At 70.4% G+C, this 21,548-nt stretch carries 17 protein-coding genes and 5 pseudogenes; 7 read left to right on the forward strand and 15 right to left on the reverse strand.

Going from position 1 to position 21,548, the window contains the following annotated elements:
* Positions 1-8: 8 nt before the first annotated feature.
* Positions 9-812, forward strand: a pseudogene (locus tag LTT61_RS32920) (AfsR/SARP family transcriptional regulator); the annotation flags it as partial.
* A 739-nt stretch (positions 813-1,551) separates the two neighbouring features.
* A complete protein-coding gene (locus tag LTT61_RS06860) occupies positions 1,552-2,073 on the forward strand; it encodes a hypothetical protein (RefSeq protein WP_233019091.1) in 522 nt (173 codons plus the stop codon).
* On the opposite strand, the gene LTT61_RS06865 is transcribed toward LTT61_RS06860, so the two are convergent.
* A complete protein-coding gene (locus LTT61_RS06865) occupies positions 2,057-2,281 on the reverse strand; it encodes a hypothetical protein (protein ID WP_233019092.1) in 225 nt (74 codons plus the stop codon). The genes LTT61_RS06860 and LTT61_RS06865 overlap by 17 nt on opposite strands.
* Positions 2,282-2,468: 187 nt before the next feature.
* Complete coding sequence (locus LTT61_RS06870; RefSeq protein ID WP_233019093.1) at positions 2,469-2,999, reverse strand: DinB family protein; 531 nt, start codon at positions 2,997-2,999, stop codon at positions 2,469-2,471.
* A gap of 95 nt (positions 3,000-3,094) precedes the next feature.
* Here LTT61_RS06870 and LTT61_RS06875 point away from each other — a divergent pair, with 95 nt between their 5' ends.
* Positions 3,095-4,045 carry a helix-turn-helix transcriptional regulator gene (locus LTT61_RS06875; protein ID WP_233019094.1) on the forward strand — a complete coding sequence of 317 codons (951 nt, stop codon included), beginning with the start codon at positions 3,095-3,097 and terminating at the stop codon, positions 4,043-4,045.
* A 3-nt stretch (positions 4,046-4,048) separates the two neighbouring features.
* Here LTT61_RS06875 and LTT61_RS06880 read toward each other — a convergent pair whose 3' ends face one another.
* The 3 genes from LTT61_RS06880 to LTT61_RS06890 form a co-directional block, all read right to left on the reverse strand.
* The gene (locus LTT61_RS06880) at positions 4,049-5,239 is read right to left on the reverse strand and encodes a cytochrome P450 (RefSeq protein WP_233019095.1); all 1,191 of its coding nucleotides are present in this window, start codon (positions 5,237-5,239) and stop codon (positions 4,049-4,051) included.
* Between the two features lie 137 nt (positions 5,240-5,376).
* A complete protein-coding gene (locus tag LTT61_RS06885) occupies positions 5,377-6,603 on the reverse strand; it encodes a hypothetical protein (protein WP_233019096.1) in 1,227 nt (408 codons plus the stop codon).
* 211 nt (positions 6,604-6,814) lie between these two features.
* Positions 6,815-7,309: a hypothetical protein gene (locus LTT61_RS06890; RefSeq protein WP_233019097.1), complete on the reverse strand. Its 495-nt coding sequence runs from the start codon at positions 7,307-7,309 to the stop codon at positions 6,815-6,817.
* A 493-nt stretch (positions 7,310-7,802) separates the two neighbouring features.
* Between LTT61_RS06890 and LTT61_RS06895 the strand changes: the two genes are divergently transcribed.
* Positions 7,803-8,096 carry a hypothetical protein gene (locus LTT61_RS06895; protein WP_233019098.1) on the forward strand — a complete coding sequence of 98 codons (294 nt, stop codon included), beginning with the start codon at positions 7,803-7,805 and terminating at the stop codon, positions 8,094-8,096.
* 44 nt (positions 8,097-8,140) lie between these two features.
* On the opposite strand, the pseudogene rho reads toward LTT61_RS06895, so the two are convergent.
* From rho to LTT61_RS06910, 3 genes and pseudogenes are all read right to left on the reverse strand, one after another.
* A pseudogene (gene rho / locus LTT61_RS06900) lies at positions 8,141-9,235 on the reverse strand (transcription termination factor Rho); the annotation flags it as partial.
* 256 nt (positions 9,236-9,491) lie between these two features.
* Complete coding sequence (locus LTT61_RS06905; RefSeq protein WP_233019099.1) at positions 9,492-10,499, reverse strand: DUF3349 domain-containing protein; 1,008 nt, start codon at positions 10,497-10,499, stop codon at positions 9,492-9,494.
* Between the two features lie 57 nt (positions 10,500-10,556).
* Positions 10,557-12,062 (reverse strand): phytoene desaturase family protein, encoded by a 1,506-nt coding sequence (locus LTT61_RS06910; protein WP_233019100.1) that lies wholly within the window; start codon positions 12,060-12,062, stop codon positions 10,557-10,559.
* A gap of 70 nt (positions 12,063-12,132) precedes the next feature.
* On the opposite strand from LTT61_RS06910, the gene LTT61_RS06915 reads away from it, so the two are divergent.
* A complete protein-coding gene (locus LTT61_RS06915; RefSeq protein WP_233019101.1) occupies positions 12,133-12,606 on the forward strand; it encodes a nitroreductase family deazaflavin-dependent oxidoreductase in 474 nt (157 codons plus the stop codon).
* Between the two features lie 4 nt (positions 12,607-12,610).
* On the opposite strand, the gene LTT61_RS06920 is transcribed toward LTT61_RS06915, so the two are convergent.
* The 4 genes and pseudogenes from LTT61_RS06920 to LTT61_RS06935 form a co-directional block, all read right to left on the reverse strand.
* On the reverse strand, positions 12,611-13,264 hold the full coding sequence (locus LTT61_RS06920; RefSeq protein WP_233019102.1) for a transcriptional regulator: 654 nt from the start codon (positions 13,262-13,264) through the stop codon (positions 12,611-12,613).
* A 28-nt stretch (positions 13,265-13,292) separates the two neighbouring features.
* Positions 13,293-14,105 (reverse strand): hypothetical protein, encoded by an 813-nt coding sequence (locus tag LTT61_RS06925; protein WP_233019103.1) that lies wholly within the window; start codon positions 14,103-14,105, stop codon positions 13,293-13,295.
* Positions 14,106-14,232: 127 nt separating this feature from the next.
* Entirely contained in the window at positions 14,233-16,776 is a 2,544-nt protein-coding gene (locus LTT61_RS06930; protein ID WP_233019104.1) for a tetratricopeptide repeat protein, read from the reverse strand.
* A 394-nt stretch (positions 16,777-17,170) separates the two neighbouring features.
* A pseudogene (locus LTT61_RS06935) lies at positions 17,171-17,306 on the reverse strand (transcriptional regulator); the annotation flags it as partial.
* A gap of 99 nt (positions 17,307-17,405) precedes the next feature.
* Here LTT61_RS06935 and LTT61_RS06940 point away from each other — a divergent pair.
* Positions 17,406-18,427 (forward strand): annotated as a pseudogene (locus LTT61_RS06940) (aldo/keto reductase).
* Here LTT61_RS06940 and LTT61_RS06945 read toward each other — a convergent pair.
* From LTT61_RS06945 to LTT61_RS06955, 3 genes and pseudogenes are all read right to left on the reverse strand, one after another.
* Positions 18,414-18,665, reverse strand: coding sequence for a hypothetical protein (locus tag LTT61_RS06945; protein ID WP_233019105.1), 252 nt, complete (start codon positions 18,663-18,665; stop codon positions 18,414-18,416). The pseudogene LTT61_RS06940 and the gene LTT61_RS06945 sit on opposite strands and share 14 nt — an antisense overlap.
* Positions 18,666-18,706: 41 nt before the next feature.
* A complete protein-coding gene (locus LTT61_RS06950) occupies positions 18,707-20,023 on the reverse strand; it encodes a hypothetical protein (protein ID WP_233019106.1) in 1,317 nt (438 codons plus the stop codon).
* Between the two features lie 146 nt (positions 20,024-20,169).
* Positions 20,170-21,001: pseudogene (locus tag LTT61_RS06955) on the reverse strand (MFS transporter); the annotation flags it as partial.
* Positions 21,002-21,119: 118 nt separating this feature from the next.
* On the opposite strand from LTT61_RS06955, the gene LTT61_RS06960 reads away from it, so the two are divergent.
* Positions 21,120-21,263, forward strand: a complete 144-nt coding sequence (locus LTT61_RS06960; protein ID WP_233019107.1) for a hypothetical protein — start codon at positions 21,120-21,122, stop codon at positions 21,261-21,263.
* The last annotated feature ends 285 nt before the right edge of the window (positions 21,264-21,548 follow it).

The raw sequence follows: 21,548 nt of genomic DNA on the forward strand, positions 1-21,548 counted from the left end.
GTGCGGTGATGGAGATCAGCGTGCTCGGTGCGGTGCGCGCGCAGTCCGGCGCAGGTGCCCCGGTAACGCTGGGCGGGCCGCGGCAGCGCGCCCTGCTGGCGCGGCTCGTCATCGCGCATCGTCGGGTGGTGCCGGTCCCGACGCTGATCGAATCGCTCTGGCCCGAGCCTCCCGCGCGTTCCGGCAATGCCATCGCCGCGCCCCCTGGCTTCGCGGCCGATGCGCCGCCACCGCGGCTGCCGGAGAACGGCACCGGTCGGCGCGCGGTGCGACGGAGTACCGGTGACGCGGCGTGGCCCGAGCCGCCCACCGACACCGTCGGCACCGTACGCACCTTCGTCGCCGCGCTGCGGCGCGCGCTTGAGCCTGACCGAGTGCCGCGCACGCCGCCGCGATTGCTTGTCACCGAGGGTCCCGGTTACGCTCTGCGGCTACCGGATTCCGCCGTCGATGCCTGGCGCTTCGCCGCCGCCGTCGACACGCTCGGCGACGCACCGCCCGCCCACATCGCCGCCACCCTCACCGAGGCGCTCGGCTGGTGGCGGGGCCCCGCCTACGCCGAGGCCGGGCAGGCGCCGTGGGCCGTCGCCCCGCGCACCAGCCTCACCGAACTCCGGCTGCACGCGATCGAACGCCTGGCCGAAGCGCGGATCGCACTCGGCGACACCGGCTCCGCCGCGGCCGAACTCGATGCGCACGTCCTGGAGCACCCGTGGCGCGAGGAGGGCTGGCGGCTCCTGGCGCTCGCCCTGTATCGCTCCGGCCGGCAGGCCGACGCGCTCGGCACCGTGCGCCGCGCCCGCACCGTCCTGCGCGACCGGCTCGGCATCGACCCCGGCCCGCGGCTCGCCCGGCTGGAACGGGAGGTGCTGAACCAGGCCGAGCACCTCGACCCGGCCGGTGGCGCGGCCCGCGTCTGGGCCGAGACCACGGCCGCCTACGCGGGTACCGTCTCCGACCGCACCCGCCTCACCTCCACGGTCGGCCTGCTGCGCGACCTCGCCCTCACCGGCGGCCACGGCCTCGAAGCCGCCCAGCGGCACCGCTCCGACGCCGTGGCCGCCGCCGAGGAGCTCGGCGACCCCGAGCTCACCGCCCGGGTGATCGGCGGCTACGACGTCCCCGCGCTCTGGCCCCGCGCGGACGACCCGCCCCGGGCGAGGGCCCTCGTCCGCGCCGCCGAACGCAACCTCGCCGCGTTCCCCGCGGCGCCCGCCCTCCGCTGCCGCCTGCTCGCCACCATCGCGGTGGAGTCCCGCGGCGGCGATGCCACCCCGCGCGCTGCGCACGCGGCACGGGAAGCCGAGCGGCTGGCCCGCGAGCTCAGCGACGCCACCCTGCTCGCGCACGCCTTGAACGGCCGATACATGCAGAGCTTCACCCGCACCGGCCTCGCCTCCGAGCGCGCCGAACTCGGCACCGAACTGCTCGCGCTCGCCGACCGCAACGGCCTGGTCCGCCCCGCCGTCCTCGGCCACCTCATCCGCCTGCAATCCGCCTGCGCTGGACGATCTCGACACCGCGGACCGGCACGCCACCGCCGTCGACACCGTGGCCACCACGCACGACATCCCCCTGGTCACCGTCTTCACCACCTGGTACCGCGCCCTGCGCACCGCCCGCACCGAGCCCTTCGACCGAGCCCGCGCCGCCTACCTCCGAGCCGCCGAGACGCTTCCCGGCTCCGGCATGCCCGGCCTCACCGCCGGCCTGCTCCCCCTCGCTCTCGCCGCCCTGCACCTCCAGCACGACCGCCCCATCGACGACACCGGCCACGGCCCCGCCCAACCCTGGCTCCGCCCCCTCCTGCTCGCCGAATCCGGCGACCACCGAGCTGCCCGAACCGCCCTGCGCACCGTCCCCCCTCCCCCGCCCGACCCGCACGCCGAAGTCCTCTGGTGCGCAACGGCCCGAGCCGCTCTACTGACCTCCGACCTCGCCGCCATCACCAGAGCCCACACCGCCCTCACCTCCGCCGCCGCCGAAATAGCGGGTGCCGCAGGCGGTCTCCTCACCGCAGGCCCGGTCGCCACCTACCTTGCCGTGCTGGAAAGCGCTACTCCCAGGGATTGATCACGGGCACGCCGGTAGCCCGGAACGCCGAATCCCGCGTGGCTACGCTCTTCCCCGCTGCCTTCGCGGTGGCGATGTGGCCGTCGGAGCGGCCGATGGCGTCCCCTCGGCGGCGGGCATTCGCCATGAGCTCGGCATACACCTCGGCGAGGGGAAGCACCCGGGCGGCGAACGGTGGGCGGACCCGCGTCTCGAACCGCTCCCGCATGCGGTCGCGCTCCGCCGGGCGTGGTAGCCGGGCCACAGCGCATCTCGGCCACCGCGATAGATGAAACGAACGGTGTGCGAAACGGACCGGCGTCCACCCGGGCAATCACCCGCGCGTCCGGCGCCTTGCGCACGGCCTTCGAGATGACGGTGGCGTCCAGGACACCGATGTCGAGAACAGCTCGCGCTCAGCCCATGGTCTTCTGACCGTCCAGCGACTCCCGGATGATGTCGGCGTGCCCGGAGTGCTGGTTGGTCTCGGCGACGATGTGCATGAGCACGCGGCGCGCGGACCAGGTGGACTCCTGGAACCAGGGGGCGGCGGGGAGGGGGAGCCGGGCGTTCAGGTCGGCGGTGGCGACGAGGGCGTCGGTGCGGTCGGCGATCTGCTGGTAGGTCGCGAGCGCGTCGGCCAGGGTCTCGTCCGGGAGCAGGCGGAAGTCGGTGTCGCGCTGGGCGAAGTCGGCCTCGGTCATGGCGTCCATGTTCTTCATCGAGGACGGGTCGACGAGGAAGTCGGCCCAGCCGCGCTCGGTGGCGGCGACGTGCTTGATCAGCCCGCCGAGGGTGAGCTCGCTGGCGGTCGGGCGCTCCCGTGCCTGCTCGTCGGTGAGGTTCCGCACGGTGAAGCGCAGGAAGAAGCGGGCCTTGCCGAGCATGGCGAGCAGATCCTCGCGCTCGGCGTCGAGGACGGCGGGGGTGGCGGTGGAGGTGGTCATGTCGGGCCTTTCGGTCGAGTGGTTCCGGCTTCGAGAACTACGGTAGAACCCATTGCGGCCACTTTCCGGCCGCAATTCCGCGCAGAATCGAGAACATGGCCAATACCAGCACCCGAACCCTGCGCTTGCTGTCACTTCTGCAAACGCACCGGTACTGGCCGGGCACCGAGCTGGCCGACCGGCTCGGCGTCTCGCCGCGCACCCTGCGCCGTGATGTCGAGCGGCTGCGCGAACTCGGCTACCCGGTGCAGGCGAACCGCGGCGTCGACGGCGGCTACCAGCTCGCGCCCGGCGCCGCGCTTCCCCCGCTCATGATCGACGACGAGGAGGCGGTCGCCCTGGTCATCGGGTTGCAGACGGCCGCGCACGGCGGCGTGGCGGGCGTCGCCGAGCCTTCGATCCGGGCGCTGGCGAAGGTGATCCAGGTGCTCCCGCCGCGGCTGCGCAAGCGGGTCGACGCGCTGCGCGCCATGACCGTCCCGGCCACCTGGGACGCGGTGGCCGCGGGCCCGGACCCCACCGTGCTCACCGCCCTGGCTGCCGCCTGCCGCGACACCGAACGGCTACGCTTCGGCTACACCGCCGCCGACGGCCGCAGCGCCGACCGGCACACCGAGCCGCACCGCCTGGTCGCGCTGGGCAGGCGCTGGTACCTGGTCGCCTACGACCTGCACCGGCACGACTGGCGCAGCTTCCGGGTGGACCGGCTCACCGAGCCGCGCGGCGACGGCTCCCGCTTCCGCCCGCGCGAGCTGCCCGCCGCCGATGCCGCCGCCTTCGTCCGCGCCGCCGTCGAGAACGTGCCGCGGCCGTACCGGATCGAAGCGCTCGTGCAGACCTCGGCCGAGCAGGTCAGGGCCAGGATCGGCCGCTGGTGCACCGCCGAGGAGATCGACGCGGGCAGCTGCCGGGTGCGGATGACCGCCGACTCGCTGGAGTGGCCGATCATGGGCCTCGGCTCGCTGGACGCGGACTTCACGGTGGTCGAGCCCGCGGAGCTGCGCGACCGGCTACACGCCTGGGGCGAGCGCTTCGGCCGGGTCTGACCGCTACCCGACGACCAGTGGCAGCCGCTCCCAGCCGCGCACGGTGGAGGTGGGCGAGAGCTCGAGCCCGTCCCACTCCACGTCCCAGCTCGGGAAGCGCGCCAGCAGCTCCTCCAGCGCCACCCTCGCCTCCAGCCTGGCCAGCGAGGCGCCGAGGCAGAAGTGCGTGCCGAGGCCGAAGGTGCGCAGGTTGCTGACCTTCCGATGGATGTCGAAGCGGTCCGGCTCGTCCCAGCGCTCGGCGTCCCGGTTGGCCGAGGCGACCAGGATCATCATGGCGCTGCCCGCGGGCACGACCTGCCCGTGCAGCTCGACGTCGGCGGTGACGTAGCGGGCGATGGCGTGCCCGGTCGGCTCGAAGCGCAGCGTCTCCTCGATGGCGTTCGGGATGAGCCGCGGATCGGCGGCGAGCGCGGCGCGCTGCTCCGGGTACCTGGCCAGCAGCGAGCCGAGCCAGCCGAGCAGCCGTGCCGTCGTCTCGTTGCCCGCGCCCGCCACCACCGAGATGTAGGTCACGATCTCCTGCCTGGTCAGCGTGCGGGTGACGCCGGCGGTGTCGACGAACTCGGCCTGCAGCAGCTCGGTCATCAGGTCGTCCGACGGGTGCTCGGCACGCCAGTCGATGTACTCGGCGAAGTGGTCGGCGTTCGGGATCGCCCGCTCGGAGACCTGCATGCGCTGCCCCGGCTCGGTGCGCAGGTTGGCGTCGGCCCGGTCCCGGACCGCCTGCTGGTCCGCCTCCGGGATGCCGAGCAGCATCCCGATGACCCGCATCGGAACCTCGTTCGCGTAGGCGGCCATGAGGTCGAACCGGTCGAGCCCGGCGAGCCGGTCGAGCGCGCGCACGCACATCTCCCGGATCCGCGGCTCCAGCGAGAGGATCCGGCGCGGGGTGAAGACCCGGGCCAGCAGCCCGCGGTGGATGTCGTGCGCGGGCGGGTCCTCCATGAGCAGCGTGCCCGGCGGAATCTCGATGCCCGCCTTGATGATCTCCAGGATCGGCCCGCGGGCGGAGGAGAAGGTCCGCCAGTCCAGCAGCGCCCGGTCCACGTCGTCGTAGCGGCTCACCGCCCAGAAGTCGTGGGTGGCGTTGTAGTACAGCGGCGCCTCGGCGCGCAGCCGCGCGTAGACCGGGTACGGGTCGCGCGCGATGTCGCGGTCGAACGGGTCCCAGTAGACGGGTTCGGTGACCATGGGGGCCGCCTTCGAGTCGAGCGAACCTACGGAAGAATCAAATTACCACTCCGTAAGTACGTCGATCCGTATAACGAGAACAAGATTCTTGCGAACGGCCACCCGCCGCGGGCTGCGACGGGTGGCCGGGATCGCGGTCAGATCCGGTCGAGCAACCAGCCGCACAGCTCCTCGGTGATCTGCGTGTGCGGTTCGCTGGCCGAGGCGAGCACGAAGTCGTCGAAGGCGCTCTCCTCCGGAACCAGCTCGTCGATCGGGGTGTAGAGCTCCGCGTGCGTGTCCAGGTTCCGCACGTCGACCGCGCTCACCGCCGGGACGAAGCAGTGCTCCGGGATCGGGTTCTCCACGCCGAGGCCGAAGATCTTGTTCAGTCCATCGGCGAGGATCCCGAAGCCGGCCAGGGTGCCGCCCGGCGCGCCGTCGATATCCGGCAGGTCGGGGGTGTGCACCTCGTTCTTCTGCACGGTGACCACGCGAAGCGCCGCGGCGAGGTCGTCGCCGCCGGTCGGCGTGGTGCGCAGGTCGGTGCCGAAGATCCCGATGCCCTTGCCGCGCACCGCGGTCCGCCCGGCGCCGATGCCGTTGCCGACGCCGGTGCCGGGGCCGTTGGCGAGCCCGAGCAGCCGCGGCCGGCGCGGCCAGTCGCCGACCCGGCGCAGCTCCTCGAGGAACTGCACGCGCAGCTCGCTCATCACCGGCTTGTCCGACCAGTCCGCGATGTGCCGCCACAGCAGCTGCTGCGCCGCCGGGCTGTTCATCTGGTCCGAGAACCGGCTGTCCAGATCCCGGATGTAGTGCGCGAAGCTCTGCAGCGAGATCGGGATGTTGGCGCCCCGGTGCGGGCTGTCGTAGGAGAAGTAGGTCGCCGTCTGGTGGTCGATCCCCTGCGTCTCCAGCGCGGCCAGCGCGTGCCTGGTGACCAGCCCGCCCATGCTGAACCCGCCCACCACCAGCGGTTCATCGCCCGCCCGCTGGGCGATGGCCCGCATGATCGCGGCCCGCGCGGCGTGGCTGTTGTCCAGGATGGAGGCGCTGCGCTCGGTGAAACCGAGCAGGATCACGTCCCGGCCCCGCTTGCGCAACTCGGAGATCAGCGGGTACCGGCCGTTCTGCTCCAAGCCGGAGTAGCTGAACTTCAGCGTGCTCGGCCCGCTGTTGAAGCCGTCGGCCAGGATCACCGGACGGGTCAGCCCCGCGTGGCCGCGGTCGCCGTAGTAGACCCAGGCGATGCCGTTGGGCAGCTCCCAGGTCTCATCCGGGTCCGGCGGCTCGACGGCGGGGGCCGCCACCGGCCCCGATCCCAGCAGAATGGGGGACGCTGCCCGCAGGGCGGCGGCGACATCACGTTCGTTCGGTTCGCTCAACTTGGCTCCCTCACGTCGCTCTACGGCCGCGCCGACGGCGCGGCCGGGTCGAGTATGGAGCGCACGCGCGGCCGTCCGGCGAGATAACCGCAGATCATCGGGGGTTCACCGGCTCGCCGTCGGCGATGGCCGCTATCCGGAAAACGAAGGTACCGATCGGGGGGCGATCCGCGCGGCGCCCCCGTATTTCCGACCGGAAACAATGCGGAGGTCAGTGAATGATCGGGAAGTCGCTCTCGTGCACCGAGACCACCACCGCCAGATCGGCGAAGGGCGCGGAGCCGCGGGCCATCCGGTGCCCCCACCTGGCCAGGGAGCCGCGCACGCCGTACTTGATCCGGATCCCCTCGCGCACGGTGTTCAGCACCGAGCCCTCGCCGAAGATCAGCGCCTCACCCTGCTGTTCACGTGAGCCGAGCGCCCGCACCCCGCGCCAGTCGCCGGACTGGACGATGACCCGCGGATCGCGAACCAGCTGCTCGACCTCGGGCGACCACGACGACACCCGGAACGCGAGCCTGCCGTCGCCCGCGGGCACCACCAGCCGCTTCCGCGTCTCCCAGCGGCCCGGCAGCACCTCGTGGGTGACCAGGACGGTGCCCGCATCCCACCAGTAGGAACCGGGGTGCCAATCGGCCGGACGGCCGAAGGCCCGCTCCGGCAGGTTCTCCTTTTCCACGCTATCGGCCTCGATCGTCGTCGTCATGGATCCCACCTGCCCCTTGAGTCACACCGGTTTCACCGCGGAACTACCCCGCGAAACTTCCTCGAACCCGGCCACGTTTACCCGCACGGCCGGTGGCTACATCGTCATCGACACCAGACCCCCTGCCGGGGCGAAACCACCGCGGACCGCGCCGAGCGACTCGACACGACCGACCGTTCCGTTCCACCCGCGCCGGCAGGGGTCAGACGGCCGGGGCGCCACCAAGCCTACCCGTGGTGATCGCGCGGCCACCGCCTCCACCCGAGGCGAGTGAGCCCGGTCACCTCACCGGCGCCCCGGCCGCTCCGCCCCGCAGGGGGCGAACCCGCGATCACCCGGCATTTCCCTGCCGTTCATGGTCCAGGCACCGCCCGGACGCCGTTCTTCGGGGCGGCATATTGACGTAACGCGCCATCGGGGGGTCACGATTGAGAGCGTAACAACATTGGTTGACGCGTCTTCGACAGGGGAGAATCTCGTGGAACCGTGGACTGTGACCAGTCCAACCGACGGCGTACTTCGCTTCACCAACGCCACCCATTCCCGCGCGGCGATGATCGCCGTCGAGCCGGTCGGTGACGTCCAGCTCGGGCCGATCGACCCGGGCGACCCCTACACGAGCTTCGTCTCGGAGGGGCGCGCGCCGGGCGAGTACTTCGAGCGCCGGGTGACCAGGCGCACCGGCTCCGGCCCCGCGGGGATCCGGGTGCGCTGGATGATCGCCGGGATCGGCCCGCGCACCTGGGTGCACAGCCTCACCGACCTGCGGGCGCGCACCGTCGGCTGACGGCGCTCGGCTCGGCCGACGGCACTCGGCTCGGCCGACGGCGCTCAGCGCTGCGCGGCGCTGACCCCGGCGAGGAACTCGGCGTTGGTGCCGACCTGGCGCAGCCCGGTCAGCAGCAGCTCCAGCGGTTTGCCGCCCGCGGCCGCGGCGAGTGTGCGGCGCAGTAGCGCGTCGGCGGCGAGCTCACCGGGGGTGAGCAGCAGCTCCTCCCTCCGGGTGCCGGAGCGCGGCAGATCGACGGCGGGGAAGGTGCGCCGCTCGGCGGCGGCGCGGTCGAGCACGAGTTCGGCGTTGCCGGTGCTCTTGCACTCCTCGAAGATCACGGTGTCGGCCAGCGAGCCGGTGTCGACCAGCGTGGTGGCGACGATGGTGAGCGAGCCGCCGTTCTCGATATTGCGGGCAGCGCCGAGGAAGCGTTTCGGCGGCAGCAGGGCGGCGGAGTCGACGCCGCCGGAGAGGATCCGTCCGGAGGCGGGTGCGGCCAGGTTGTAGGCGCGGGCCAGCCGGGTGAGCGAGTCGAGCAGCACGACGACGTCGCGGCCCGCCTCGACCAGCCGCTTGGCCCGCTCGATCGCCAGCTCCGCCATGCCGACCTGCTCGGCCGGGGTGCGGTCGAAGGTCGCGGCGGCGATATCGCCGGGCACCGAGCGGGTGAAGTCGGTGACCTCCTCCGGCCGTTCGCCGACCAGGACGAGCACCAGTTCGCACTCGGGGTGGTTCTTGGCGATGCCGTGCGCGACGGCGCGCAGCACCGAGGTCTTGCCCGCCTTCGGCGGGGCGACGATCAGCGCGCGCTGGCCCTTGCCGATCGGCATGGCCAGGTCGACGACGCGGCCGGTGAGCTCGTGCGGCTCGGTCTCCAGCCGCAGCCGCTGGTCCGGGTGCAGCGGCGTGAGCTCCGCGAAGGCGGGCCGCGCCTTCGCCCGCGCCGGGTCGAGGCCGTTGACGGTCGTCACCCGCAGCAGCGGGTCGCGCTTGCCGCGGGCGCCGGGGCCCGCCACGCCGGTGACGAAATCGCCACGGCGCAGGCCGTTTTCGCGTAGCAGGCGGGGTGCGAGGTAGAGGTCGCCGTCGTCCGGGAGGTAGCCGCGCACCCGCAGGGTGGCGGTACCGCCGGTGATGTCGAGGATGCCGGTGACGGCACGTTCTTCGGTTGTCATGGGAATGTCCTTGCGAGAGTGGGGGTTTCGGAGACGTCCGGGCAAGCGGCCGCAGACGTGCGCAGAACACAGAAGCTGCGCGGAGGCGAGAGGGATTCTCGGAATCTCGGTGCGGGAGCAGTGCTACATCCGCCGGGGAGAAGACGCGGCCAGAGTACGTCCGGCGGCGCTGCCCGGTCAAGGGCCGAACTCGCTGACCCGTGCAACAGCGCCGGTCAGCGCGGTATTCCCGGTTTCAGCGCCGGGTTTCGCCCGGGCGCGCGCCGACCGGAACCCCGGTCACCATGAAGACGGTGCGCCTGCCGACCTCGACGGCATTGTCGGCGAAGCGCTCGTAGTACCGGCCGATCAGCGTGAGGTCGACGGCGGCGGCGACGCCGTGGTCCCACATCGGGCCGAGCACCGTGGCGAGCAGCTCCTCGTGCAGGTCGTCCATGGTGTCGTCCTGGTCGGCGAGCCCGGCCGCGACCTCGGCGTCCCCGGATTCCAGCACCTCGGCGGCGGTGGCGGCGATCGCCGCGGCGGCCGCCCCCATGCGGGCGACGAGCGGGCGCACTGGTTCGGGGACCACGTGCTCCGGGTGCCTGCGCCTGGCCGCGGCCGCGATGTGCGCGGCGAGCGCGGCCATCCGGCGCAGGTGGGTACCGAGCTGGAGGGCGGTGACCACCTGCCGCAGCTCGCCCGCGACCGGGGATTGCAGGGCCAGCAACCTGGCGGCCTCGCGCTCGATCTCCGCGCGCAGCGCGCCCGCCTCGGCGGCGAGGTCGATGGCGGTCTCGGCGCTGCTCAGCTCGGCCTCGACCAGCGCGGTGGTGGCCAGCGCGACGACCGCGCCCGCCCGCAGGCACAGGCCGTGCAGCAGCTCGGCCAGGCCGCGCAGATCGTCGTGGTAGCCGACCCTGGCGTTGTGCTCGGAGGGGCCGCCGGGCAGCACCGGCGGCCGCCAGGTGCCCTCGACCGGCCAGTCCACCGCGTTCAGCCGCTCCCTGACCCGGGCGAGGTCGGATTCCCGCGGCAGCTCCTGGGTGAGCCGGGTGATGGCGACGCCGGCCTCGACCCGGTCGGCGGGCAGCGTGCCCTGCGCGACCAGCCCGGCGACCACCTGCTCCACCTCGTCGTCGCTCAGGCGGCGGCCGAGCAGCGCGAGCAGCGGCACCCGGTCCTGCTCGGGCACGCCGTCCGGATAGCCGGCCCGCAGCCAGTCGACGATCCGGCCGAGCAGCTGCGACCATTCGAAACTCACGCCATCACGCTCCCTGTACTCGCCGCCGCGATGCCCACTCGGGGCGACATCGAAACCCTATCCGCTGTCGCCCGCCCGCGCCGGGCCGACCAGTCCGGCGACGATCCGCGCGGAGAGCAGCACCAGCGGCAGCCCGCCGCCGGGGTGCGCCGAGCCGCCGACCAGGTACAACCCGGGCACCGGCGCGGTGTTGGCCGGGCGGAGGAAGGCCGCGCGCGGGCCGTTGGAGGAGGAGCCGTAGATGCAGCCGCCCGGGGTCGCGGTGCGGCGCTCCAGCTCGGCCGGGTGGATGATCGCCCGGTGCCGGATCTTCCCGCGCACGTCGACGCCGCGCTCGGCCATGAGGTCGAGGATCCGGTCGGCGTAGCGGCCGGCGAGTCCCGGTGTGTCCCAGTCCATGTCGTGCTCCGGGGCGTGCCTGGGCGCGTTCACGAGCACGAACCAGGCGCCGGTGCCCGGCTCGGGCACGATCTCCCGGTCGTCGGGGGCGCTGATGTAGACGGTGGGGCTGCGGACCGGGCGCAGCGGGCCGTTCCTGCCGAAGACCGAGTCGAACTCGTCGTCGTAGTCCTCGGCGAAGAGCACGCAGTGGTGCGCCAGCGGTGGCGGGTCGTCCAGCGCGAGCAGCAGCGCGAAGCCGGAGAGCGACGGGGTCGCGCGGCGCAGCCGGGCTCTCGCGCGCTGAGCTTGCCTGGTGCGCACCAACGTTCCGTACACCTGTCCGGCATCGGCATTGGCGACCACCAGGTCGGCCGCGCGGCTGGTGCCGTCGGCAAGTCGGGCGCCGGTGACCCGGCCGCTCGGGTCGGTGACCAGTTCGGTGACCTCGGTCCCGGTCTCCAGCACGCCGCCCAGCTCGAGCAGGCGGTCCCGCAGCGCCGTGGCGATCCGGCCGAGTCCACCGCTGACATACCAGGAGCCGAAGGCCTGCTCGCTCCACGGCACCGAGGCGAGCGCGGCGGGCGCGCGGCGCGGGTCGGAGCCGGTGTAGGTGGCGTAGCGGTCGAGCAGGAAGCGCAGCCGCGGGTCGTCCAGGTAGCGGCGGCCGAGGCCGCGCAGCGTCTGCCAGGGGGCCACCGTGCGCACCTGGTCCGGGGTGGCGATGCCGCCGATCATGGTGCGCAGCCCCATCGGCGACTCCAGGAACGGCTCGTGCGTGACATCCCAGATCTTCTCGGCGCGCCCGAGTAGTGCCGACCACTGCGCGCCGCGGCCGGGGCCGAGCGCGGCGTCCAGCGCGGCGGGGATGTCGGCGAGTTCGCCCGGCATGTCCAGCTCGGTGCCGTCCGGGAAGCGGTAGCGGGCCGCGATCGGCAGTTTTCGCAGCTCCAGCACGTCGTGCACCGAGCTGCCTGCCGCGGCGAAGGTCTCCTCCAGCACGTGCGGCAGGGTCAGCAGCGAGGGCCCGGTGTCGAAGCGGAACCCGTCCAGCTCCAGCACCCCGAGCTTGCCGCCGATCTCCGCCGACTGCTCCAGCACGGTCACCTCGTGTCCGAGCGCCCGCAGCCGCAGCGCCGCCGCCAGCCCGCCGACGCCCGCGCCGACGACCAGAACCCGGCTCATCCCGCTCCTTCCGACGTACCCGACTCTACGGCGCGCCGTTTCACCCCCGCGCCGGCGGGAAAGCCGGAACATGCCCGTCAACCCGCTCTCGCCGCTTGCCCGCCGGCTCGGACAGCAGCCGTGGGTCATGCGCGCCGCCCCCCTGATCCTGCCCACCGAGCGATTCCTGCGCCGGGTCAGCGGCAACCGGTTCGGCGTGCTCGACCTCGCCGGGCTGCCCACCCTGCGGCTCACCGTGGCCGGCCGCAAGAGCGGGAAGCCGCGCGAGACCTCGCTGCTCTACGTCCCGCACGGCGCGAACTTCCTGATCATCGGCTCCAACTGGGGCAATGCCGAGCACCCGGTGTGGTCGGCCAACCTGCGCGCCGCCGACACCGCGCAGGTGCGGCTGCACGGGCGGAACTTCCCGGTGACCGTCACCGAGCTCGAGGGCGCGGAGCGTGCGCGGGCCTGGGCGGCGGCGCTCGCCTTCTGGCCCGGATACCGGATGGAGGAGCGGCTGGCCGCCGGGCGGCGGTTCCGGATCTTCGAACTGCGGCGCTGATCGTTCAGCCCATCACCTGATCCCCCACCACCGCGAGCAGCCGCAACTGCTCCAGCGCCGCCGACCCGGCAGGTGGGGTCAGCACCACCAGGTGCTGCGCATCGGCGGCCGCCGGCACCTCGCAATCCAGCTTGCGCTGCCTCCGCCGCACCGCCACCTCGTGCCGCGCCCAGAGCTCGGCGAACTCCGGGCTCCGCGCCGGCAACCCGTCGACCAGCTCCCGCATATCGGCGTCGTTCCGCCGGCGCGCCCATGCGGCCCGCAGATCCGCCACCCGGATCCGGCTGTGCTCGTCGCGCTCCCCCGGCGGCACCGGATCACGTGCGCGCGGATCGGTGAACCAGCGCCAGATCCCGCTGGCGGGCAGCCCGGTCAACCCGTCCAGGTCGCCCATGAGCAACCCGGCCAGGTGGTTGCGTGCCAGCACCACCTCGGTGTCGGTGCAGACGGACGCCGCCGCGTCGTGCAGCCGATCCAGGACGTACAGCAGAGCGGGCCGCACATGGCCGGCGACCCCGCCGCGATCCGGCACCGCGTGCCCCGCCAGCCGATAGAGATGATCGGTTTCGTCCTCGGTGAGCCGCAGCGCCCGCACCATCTGCGGCGACGGTTGCGGCCCCCGAGCCTGCTCCAGCCGCCCGTAGTAGTCGACCGACATCCCGGCCGGGGTAGGCCGCTACCTACTCCTATCCGTGTGGTTCTGGGTCGAGGCCGCCTAACCCCCGCCGCCCGATTCGACTCAGAATAAGTGTCACGTAATCAACAACAGCTTGTGTCAGCAATTTGTATTGATCTGCCGTTAGTTCCACAGCGTCACCTATCGAGTACCCGAGATATGGACATTGACTCATGAAATGTCCATCGACTACCCCCGCATTGTGCGCCCATACGTTTCTTATCTGATGCGCACTCTGTAGATCTTTTTTCAATTTCTCGTCGATAGGGCCACCCAGGCCAACTTTATTCAAGGCGTCTTCAAGTTTGCCGATGTGGCCGCTTCCGGGGGGCAGCACACGCTGGTAAATAGTAGAATACAGCTCGTCACCACCTGCGGCTATAACACTGACGGGAAGTGATACCTTCTCGAATGCTTTGCCCTCCAGAACTTCAGGTCGGTACTTCAACGTAGCCTTAAACAAGTCGCCGACGAAGGTCTCAAGAGCTCCCCATATACCTATCAAATGCGTTGCGTGCAGGAGCGGCAACCCTTCCGGCGGCAGGTCCAGCCAGTGTGACTTTTCTTCGATATCGGCAACTAGAGCGTCACAGTGCTCACGGAGAATTTCAGTTACCTCAAGATACTCCTTAGGAGCATCCGAAATATATCCCAGAGTCTTCGACGTCATCTCAGCTAAGACTTTCGCTTTGCTTCCGAGAGCAATCGCATAATACGTTCGATTAAGCATGTCCGCTGAGTTTGTTATGAAATTAATGACATTCTGCCCGAGGTTAGTCAGGTGTTCTATCTCGACTACTCGTTCGGACTTATTAGCTCTCATCTGCTCATTGTGCACCGAAGTAGCTGTCGACTCTCGCAGCGCCACGGCATGCCCTGAACCGCGGGCCGGACCGGATCAGTGTGTAGTGTAGTGCGGTCGGTCGTACGTTTGCTATAGCCTGCCTCCCTCATGGTTCGTCAGGTCTGATGCTCCCGCGATCTGCGGTCCCCCGATCACGCAACCACGTGAGATCTCTGCGGGAGATCAGAGTGTCGGGGTGGTCAGGTCCAAGAATCCGTTCTCGATCAGCGAGTATCTGCTCGTACAGGGAGATTGCCTTGTCGAGTTGTCCGGCGGCTCCTCGTGTGTAGGCGACTCCGTGCGCGTGCGCGAAGTTGTTTCGGTAGAGCAAGGTGTTGGGATGGTCAGGTCCGACGATCCGTTCACAATCCGCGCTTATCCGTTCCCACAGGGTGATCGCGACATCTACTTCTCCGGCTGATTCGCATACGATGGCGATGTTGTTAACCGAAGCGAGGGTATCTGGGTGGTCGCGTCCCATAATCCGTATACGGTCGGTGAGGATCTGTTCGTGAAGGAGAATCACCTTATCGGATTGTCCGGCAACTTCGTACGCGACCGCGACATTGTTACGGTGCGACAAGGTGTCGGGATGGTCAGATCCCAGGATTCTTTCGCTCTCTGCGGCGGTCTGCTCGTACAGCATAATTGCCGCGTCGAGTAGCCCGGCGACTCTGTACGTTTGGCCGAGGTTTCCTCGGGCCGACAGGGTGTTGGGGTGGTCGGAGCCGAGGATGCGCTCAAGATCGGCGAGATTCTGCTCTAACAGTGGAATTGTCTTGTCGAGTTGTCCGGCGGATCGGGTCGTTACCGCCAGATTGTTTCGGGTGATCAGTGTGTGGGGATGATCGGGTCCTTGGATACGTTCGGTATCGGCCAAGTTCTGCTCGAGCAGGGGGATCGCCTTGTCGATTTGGCCAGCGGATTCGTATGCGCTGGCGAGGTTGTTGCGCGAGGTCAGTGTGTAGGGGTGGTCAGGCCCCAGGATCTGCTCACAGTCGAAAAGGGTCTGAACACCGACAGCGACGGCCCTGGTAACACTTGCGGTGTCGATCAGGTGATTCACGGCCCAAAATCGGGCGCGAACAGCGCGCTCATGTGGGCTGATCTGAGCCCGCGCGGGGAGACCGCCGGACCAGACCGCCTCGATCTGATCGACCAAGTCTGCTCCCTGGGCGCGATGTTGCCATGCCTCCTCGGGACCGAACAAATGCGGGCTCAACAAATCCAGTGCGTCGGTGAGGATTTCATCACCGACACCAGCGTCGCGGGCACGTTCAAGCAGGACGCGGGCGGTGAGTCTGTGCGCAAGCACATTGGTTTCGTCGGTCGACCAGGACAGCAAGCTGTACCGCACGCAGTGATCGATCGCGTCATCGACGAGCATCTCAAGGTCCGGATCGGGGTGGTGGAGTAACTCCCGGCGCACCCCAGAGGGGGCCAGCACCGCAAATATCCCTAGTAACCAGCGAACTACGGCGTCGAGCTGGGGATCGCCTGTGGCGGATTCTGCGGCGTTGACTGACAGCATGATGGCTTGATCAGTGGATTGGGGGTGGTCGGCATCCGCTCGCCGGCGCAATGCGGTCGGCAACGGCTGGGACCGCAGCCGCTGTACGTACGCCCAGTAGGACAACGATGGACGAGCTGCGGTGATCGTGGCCGCAGCCGCGGCCAATGCGAGCGGCAGATACCCCAACTCAAGCGCCAGGGTCTTCTCGCCGTCGGGGTCGTCTGCGTTGGCGGTTGCGGCACGCAGGAATTCGTAGGCTTGCTCGGGTGTGTAGCCGGATCCGGTTTCGACGACTACATCTGCCAGCCGCCGCAAGGCGTTGTCGGCGGTGGTGATCACGACGCGCGACCCGCCCCGGGTGGGAGTGACCGTGCGGACCAGATCAGGGTCAGTGGCGTTGTCCAAAATCAGGAGATGCGGGTCAGGATGGTTGTTGAGGTAGTCGCGCAACCGGTGCGCGGACTTGACGGGATCTCCATCTGGGGCGGCAACGCCGAGGTGATCGGCGATCTCAGCCAATCCCGCGTACATGGTCCCGGCCGTCTCGGCGTTCACCCAACCGACTAGATCTGTTCCGTGGTCGAGGACTTCGCGGGCATATGCGGCGGCTAGCTGAGTCTTGCCCGCCCCTCGCATCCCAGTCACCACGACTGCCACTTGGCCCCGTGCCAATCCGTCGCCGAGGGCGGTGAGCTGCTCGCGGTGAATGAAGTGGCCTGGCTCCCGAGGAACCAAACCCACAACCGTCGCCGATCTGTACTGGTTTGCCAGGTTCGATCCGCAGACAGCAGACCGAAGGCTAGCCAGCTCTTCCTCGGCAGGAGGATCGTCCGTCGATCCGATCCGTTTCCAGCCTGAGTACCATGCGTCGAGGTCGAAACGAGCTGGATCCAAGCCGCGATCGGCCCTATCGGCGTATATACGGCACGCGGTCACGAACTGGAATACTGTCGCGGGCTTGGGCACTGCCGCACTAGCTGCGGTAGCGTCCCGGAGTGTGGTCGCGCTCACCGCGCCCGGATGCTCCTTCGCCAGTATCGACGCTAGTTGACGGAAACTCGGTCCACCGACCTGGGTGCGCAGTTCTGTGAGATCGGCGGCCAAGGCTGCACGGGCGCCGGGATCGCTGTGAGTCATCACTACCATCTTCCTTCACAAGCCCCTCATCAGCGTGCCGATCACCGCCCGTTCACCCACATCAGCACGGCCGCTGCGGTAGTCAGAACCAATACGCATACGACGAACCGGCCCAGTGCCGGCCATCCGTCCATTGCCTTGCGTATCGTCTTACCGATCTCGGTCCACATCACTGGTCTCCGTTCGCTTGAAAGGAACGAAACCAGTCCAGCATCGGCAGGCCAGAAGGTCAGCAGGTCTGATCGACACCGATCCGTACCGTGCAGAACCGATCACAGCCGACCGACTACACGCGGTTGCGATGTGGTCAGAGATTGATCGATAGAGGGGAGAGGTGACGTTGTCGTCTCTCGGCCGCGTACGGCTGTTCGAGGAGTGTGTAACCGACATCTCACTCCGGTCGACTGCGCGACCTCCTCGCGCCGCAACCCGCTGGTCCGCCGGCGCGCACCGACCGGGAGCCCGACCTCCTCCGGTTGGATGGCGTCCCGGCGGCGCCGCAGGAATTCGGCGAGCGCAGCACGGTCCATGAAGACAGTCTGGCTCAGCCCGGCCGAGGCGGGGAGGGACCGCGAGTCCCTGTTACCCGCGTCCTGCCACCGCCGCGGCACCCGACGCAGGCTGACCGCATGGACACCAAGACCCTCGGGACTCTGACCACCTCTGCCCTCGGCCTCGGCTGCATGGGCGTGTCCGGCGCGTACGGCGCGGCCGACCGGGGCGAGAGCATCGCCACCGTGCACGCCGCGCTGGATGCCGGGATCACACTGCTCGACACCGGCGACTTCTACGGCACCGGGCACAACGAGTGCTGATCGCCGAGGCGCTGCGCGGGCTGCCGCGCGAGCGGTATCAGCTGAGCGTGAAGTTCGGCCCGTAGGTCGGGCCGGACGGTGCCTTCCTCGGCATCGATACCCGGCCGAACGCGGTCAAGGCGGCGGTCGCGTACTCGCTGCGGCGGCTCGGTACCGATCACATCGACGTCTACCGGCCGGCGCGGCTCGATCCGGCCGTTCCGATCGAGGAGACGGTCGGGGCCGTCGGCGAGTTGGTCGATGCCGGATATGTCCGGCATATCGGGCTCTCCGAGGTCAGGTCGGCGACCATTCGCCGGGCGGCGGCGGTCCGGCCCCTCGCTGATCTGCAGATCGAGTACTCGCTGGCGACGCGGGGTGTCGAGCGCGACATCCTCGCCACCTGCCGGGAGTTCGGCATCGGCGTCACCGCCTACGGCGTGCTGGCCCGGGGACTGATCGGCGGGCACTGGCGGCCGGATTCCGGCGGAAACGGCGATTTCCGCACGCACAGCCCCCGTTTCGGCGCCGAGCACCTGACCCGCAATCTCGCCCTGGTCGAGGCGCTGCGGGCGGTGGCCGACGGGCTCGGCGCCACCGTCGCGCAGAGCGCTATCGCCTGGGTCGCCGCGCGCGGCGGCGATATCGTGCCGCTCATCGGCGCGCGCACCAGGGAGCGGCTCGCCGAGGCGCTGGGGGCGGTGGAGCTGGAACTCGGCGACGAGCAGCTGGCCGCGGTCGAGGCGGCGATTCCGGCCGGGGAGGTGGCCGGGGAGGTGGCCGGGGAGGTGGCCGGGGAGCGGTACCCGGCCCAACACATGGCGGCGCTGGATTCCGAGCACGTCACAGCCGGGTGACGTCGAGCCGGTGCTCGCCTCCTGGCTCCACGAAATAGGCGCCACCGTCACTGTTCTCCGCGAACGCACCGGCGAATGTCGTACCGAGGTAGAGCAGTCCGACCCCCTCGTCGGTGGCGTACCCGGGCGGCAGGGTCCGGTCGTAGCCGCGCAGTTGCGCTGCGGCGTAGAGGTCCGGGTTGGTGCCCTGCGCCGTGGCGAGGAAGCCGGTGAAAGTCCTCTGCTGTCCGGCGGTCATCAGCATCCCATCGATGGAGAGCATCGTAAGTGGACGACCCGTCAGCAACCCGGCTGGAACGGGTAGCAGGTCGGGGTCTGCGGTGCGGGGGCCGGTGCCGGGACCGGCTCGGGGCGGTCGGCCACGGTCTGGACGGGGAGCGGGGTGCTCTCCCGCGGTGCGGCGTCGTCCGCGGCGGCGCATTGGCTGAAGAGCCAGAGGCCGGTGCCGAAGGCGATCAGGGCGAGGATCGCCAGCAGGATCGAGGTGAGCGGGGTGCGCTTGCGGGCTACGGAGTGCAGGGGGGAGCCGGGCGACGGGGGTGGTGGGTCCGCCGGGGAGGGGGCCTGTGGTGTTCCGTCCGGTGAGGGGGAATGCGGCGCGAACGCCGGGCCGGCGTGCGTGTTCGGCGGTGGTTCGGCCGCTGTCGCCACGCTCGGCGCGGGGCCGGTTCCGACGGCCGACGCCGTCGGGGCGGGGTGCGGCGGCATGCCCGGTACCGAAGTATCCGGCGGCGCAGCCGCTGTTCCGAGCGGAGTAGGCACTGCGGTTCGCGATGCGGGAACGGCACCGACGGGCGGCGGCCCCCCGGTTCCCGACGCGGGAACGGCTCCGACGGGCGGCGGCCCCGCGGTTCCCGGCGCGGGAGCGGCTCCCGGCACCGCAGCGGTGCCAGGCGGCGGCCCTGCCGCGGCGGGCACTTGCCCGGGCGCCGGACCAGCGGGAGCGGTATCGGTGTTCCGCGTGAGCACCACGCCGGACGGGGCCCCGGAATTTGTTCCGGCACCGGGGAACCCCATCGCGACGAGTTGCTCGCCGGTGAGCCCGTGCTGCTCCCCCACCAGCACATCGAGCGCCCCGCGAACCCGCTCCGCGGTCCACACCACCGACCGCACCTGCTCGACCGCCGCCAGCCGCTCGTACAGCTGATGCGGATCCTCCGCGAGCAAGACATCGGTCCCCGCGGGCAACCCCTCCCGATCGAGGTTCATCGTGATCGGCACCCCGGCGAACGGCACCACGACGAGCAACCCGAGCACCTCGACCGGCGAATCCTCCCCGCCGAGAACAGCTCCCACCGCCTCGATGGTCTCGGTGAGCCGATCCAGCGGGTTGGTGTCCCGCAACCGCACCTCGATCGGATCGCCGGAGATTCCCGCCATCCGCCACGGCTCCGCGGCCGGGCACTGCATGTCCCCGGTCATCGGCGCGGTCGGCATCTCGATGTCGATCACCAGGCAGGCGCGCGGCGTGAACACCACCAGATCCGCGTCCAGGCCGGTGCCGAGCACCTTCCGGAGCCCGCCCGGCGCGGGTAACCGGCAGCCGGAGACGGCGATCCCGGGTTGTTCCCCGGCCTGCAGCCAGTCGATGATCAATTGCTCTGTGTCGGAGGCATCTCCGCGGCTTCCACGTACGACGAACACCGCAGACCACTCCTTTTCCCACTGCACCGGCCGCTATCCCGCACGACGGCCCGGCTTGCCGGAGCGTTACCCCGGATTCGCCCGGCGAACCGGTCGGGCTACCGCCGCCGGGGCAGCGGGACATCGATCCCCTCCGCCGCCATCCGCGACCGCGTCTTGCGCCGCGTGATCAGCACCCCCGTCACGGCGACGATCCAGATCGGGTACTGCGCGGTCCAGGCGAGCCGGAAGGCGTCGAAGCCGTACCCGCCCGCGTGCTGCAGGACGATGCCCATGGTCTCGACGACGAGCAGGGTGGCGAGGAAGCCGCCGATATTGACGATGCCCTGGGCGGTGCCGAGGCTGCGGTCGGGGTTGAACATGCGGGCGTGGTCGAAGCCGATCATGGAGCCGGGGCCGCCGACCGAGATCACCACCACGAGCAGGGCGAGCAGCCAGAGCGGGGCGGGGCCGGGCAGCGCGAGCACGGCGGTCCAGACGGTGATGTTGGCGCGGATGATGACCAGCACCAGCCGGGAGCGGCGGAACGGGTGCCTGGCGCTGAGCACGCCGAGGATCGGGCCCGCGGACGGCGACGAGCGCCAGCACCGCGAGCAGCACGCCGACGGCGGCGGCGGAGAGGTAGGCGGTGGTCCAGCCTGCGGCGTTCAACACGGCCAGGAACGGGATGGCGGAGAGCACCTGGCCGAGCTGGCCGAGCATGCCGGTGAGCTGGGAGAGCACCGGCACCCGGCGGGCCGGGAACCAGCGCGGCACGAGCCGGAGCACGGAGATGAAGGTGAAGGCGTCGCCCATGCCGACCAGCACCCGTCCGGCAACCGCGAGCGGGAGCAGGTCGGTGAGCGCGAGCAGCCCCTGCCCAGCCGCCATGAGCACTGCCCCCGCGGCGATCATCACGCGCGAGCCGACCCGGTCGAGCAGCAGCCCGGCCCTCCTCGGCTGCCTGCGCGCCCACCGCCGCACCCTGCCGCTGGAGCATCAAGGGGGCTGACCCGGTTGTCCCGCGGGATCGCGTTTGCGCACAGGCGAGAGCGGGATTCCAGCCAGTATGACGAACCCCTTCGACGACCCCAACGAACCCGAGCTCTTCGCCCCGATCGACGCCGACGACAACATCGAGGCGCTGACCGAGGCGATCGTGTTCGACGACGACAACTGGATCCGCAACCTCGGCGTGCCCGGCTCCGGATAAACCGCCCGGAAATGGATTGCGCCGCGGCGCGATTCCGTGTCACCCTTGTTCTCATGATCACGAATACCGGGAAGGCGGTCGCCGCCGCCCTCGGGTGAGCGCCTCGACCCCGTCACGCGCCGCCCCTGGGTGCGGCACCGGTTTTCCACTCCCCGCTCCGGCAATTCCTCCGCTGTGCGTGCTCGGCGCGCCGATTCCGATTCGAGGTGATCCCCCATGGCTCGTAGTCTCTTCGCACTCGCCCGTCGCTCGCGCATGCCGGTGACCGATCACCTCGGACAGCCG

The sequence above is a fragment of the Nocardia asteroides genome, from assembly GCF_021183625.1.
GTDB lineage: Bacteria > Actinomycetota > Actinomycetes > Mycobacteriales > Mycobacteriaceae > Nocardia > Nocardia asteroides_A.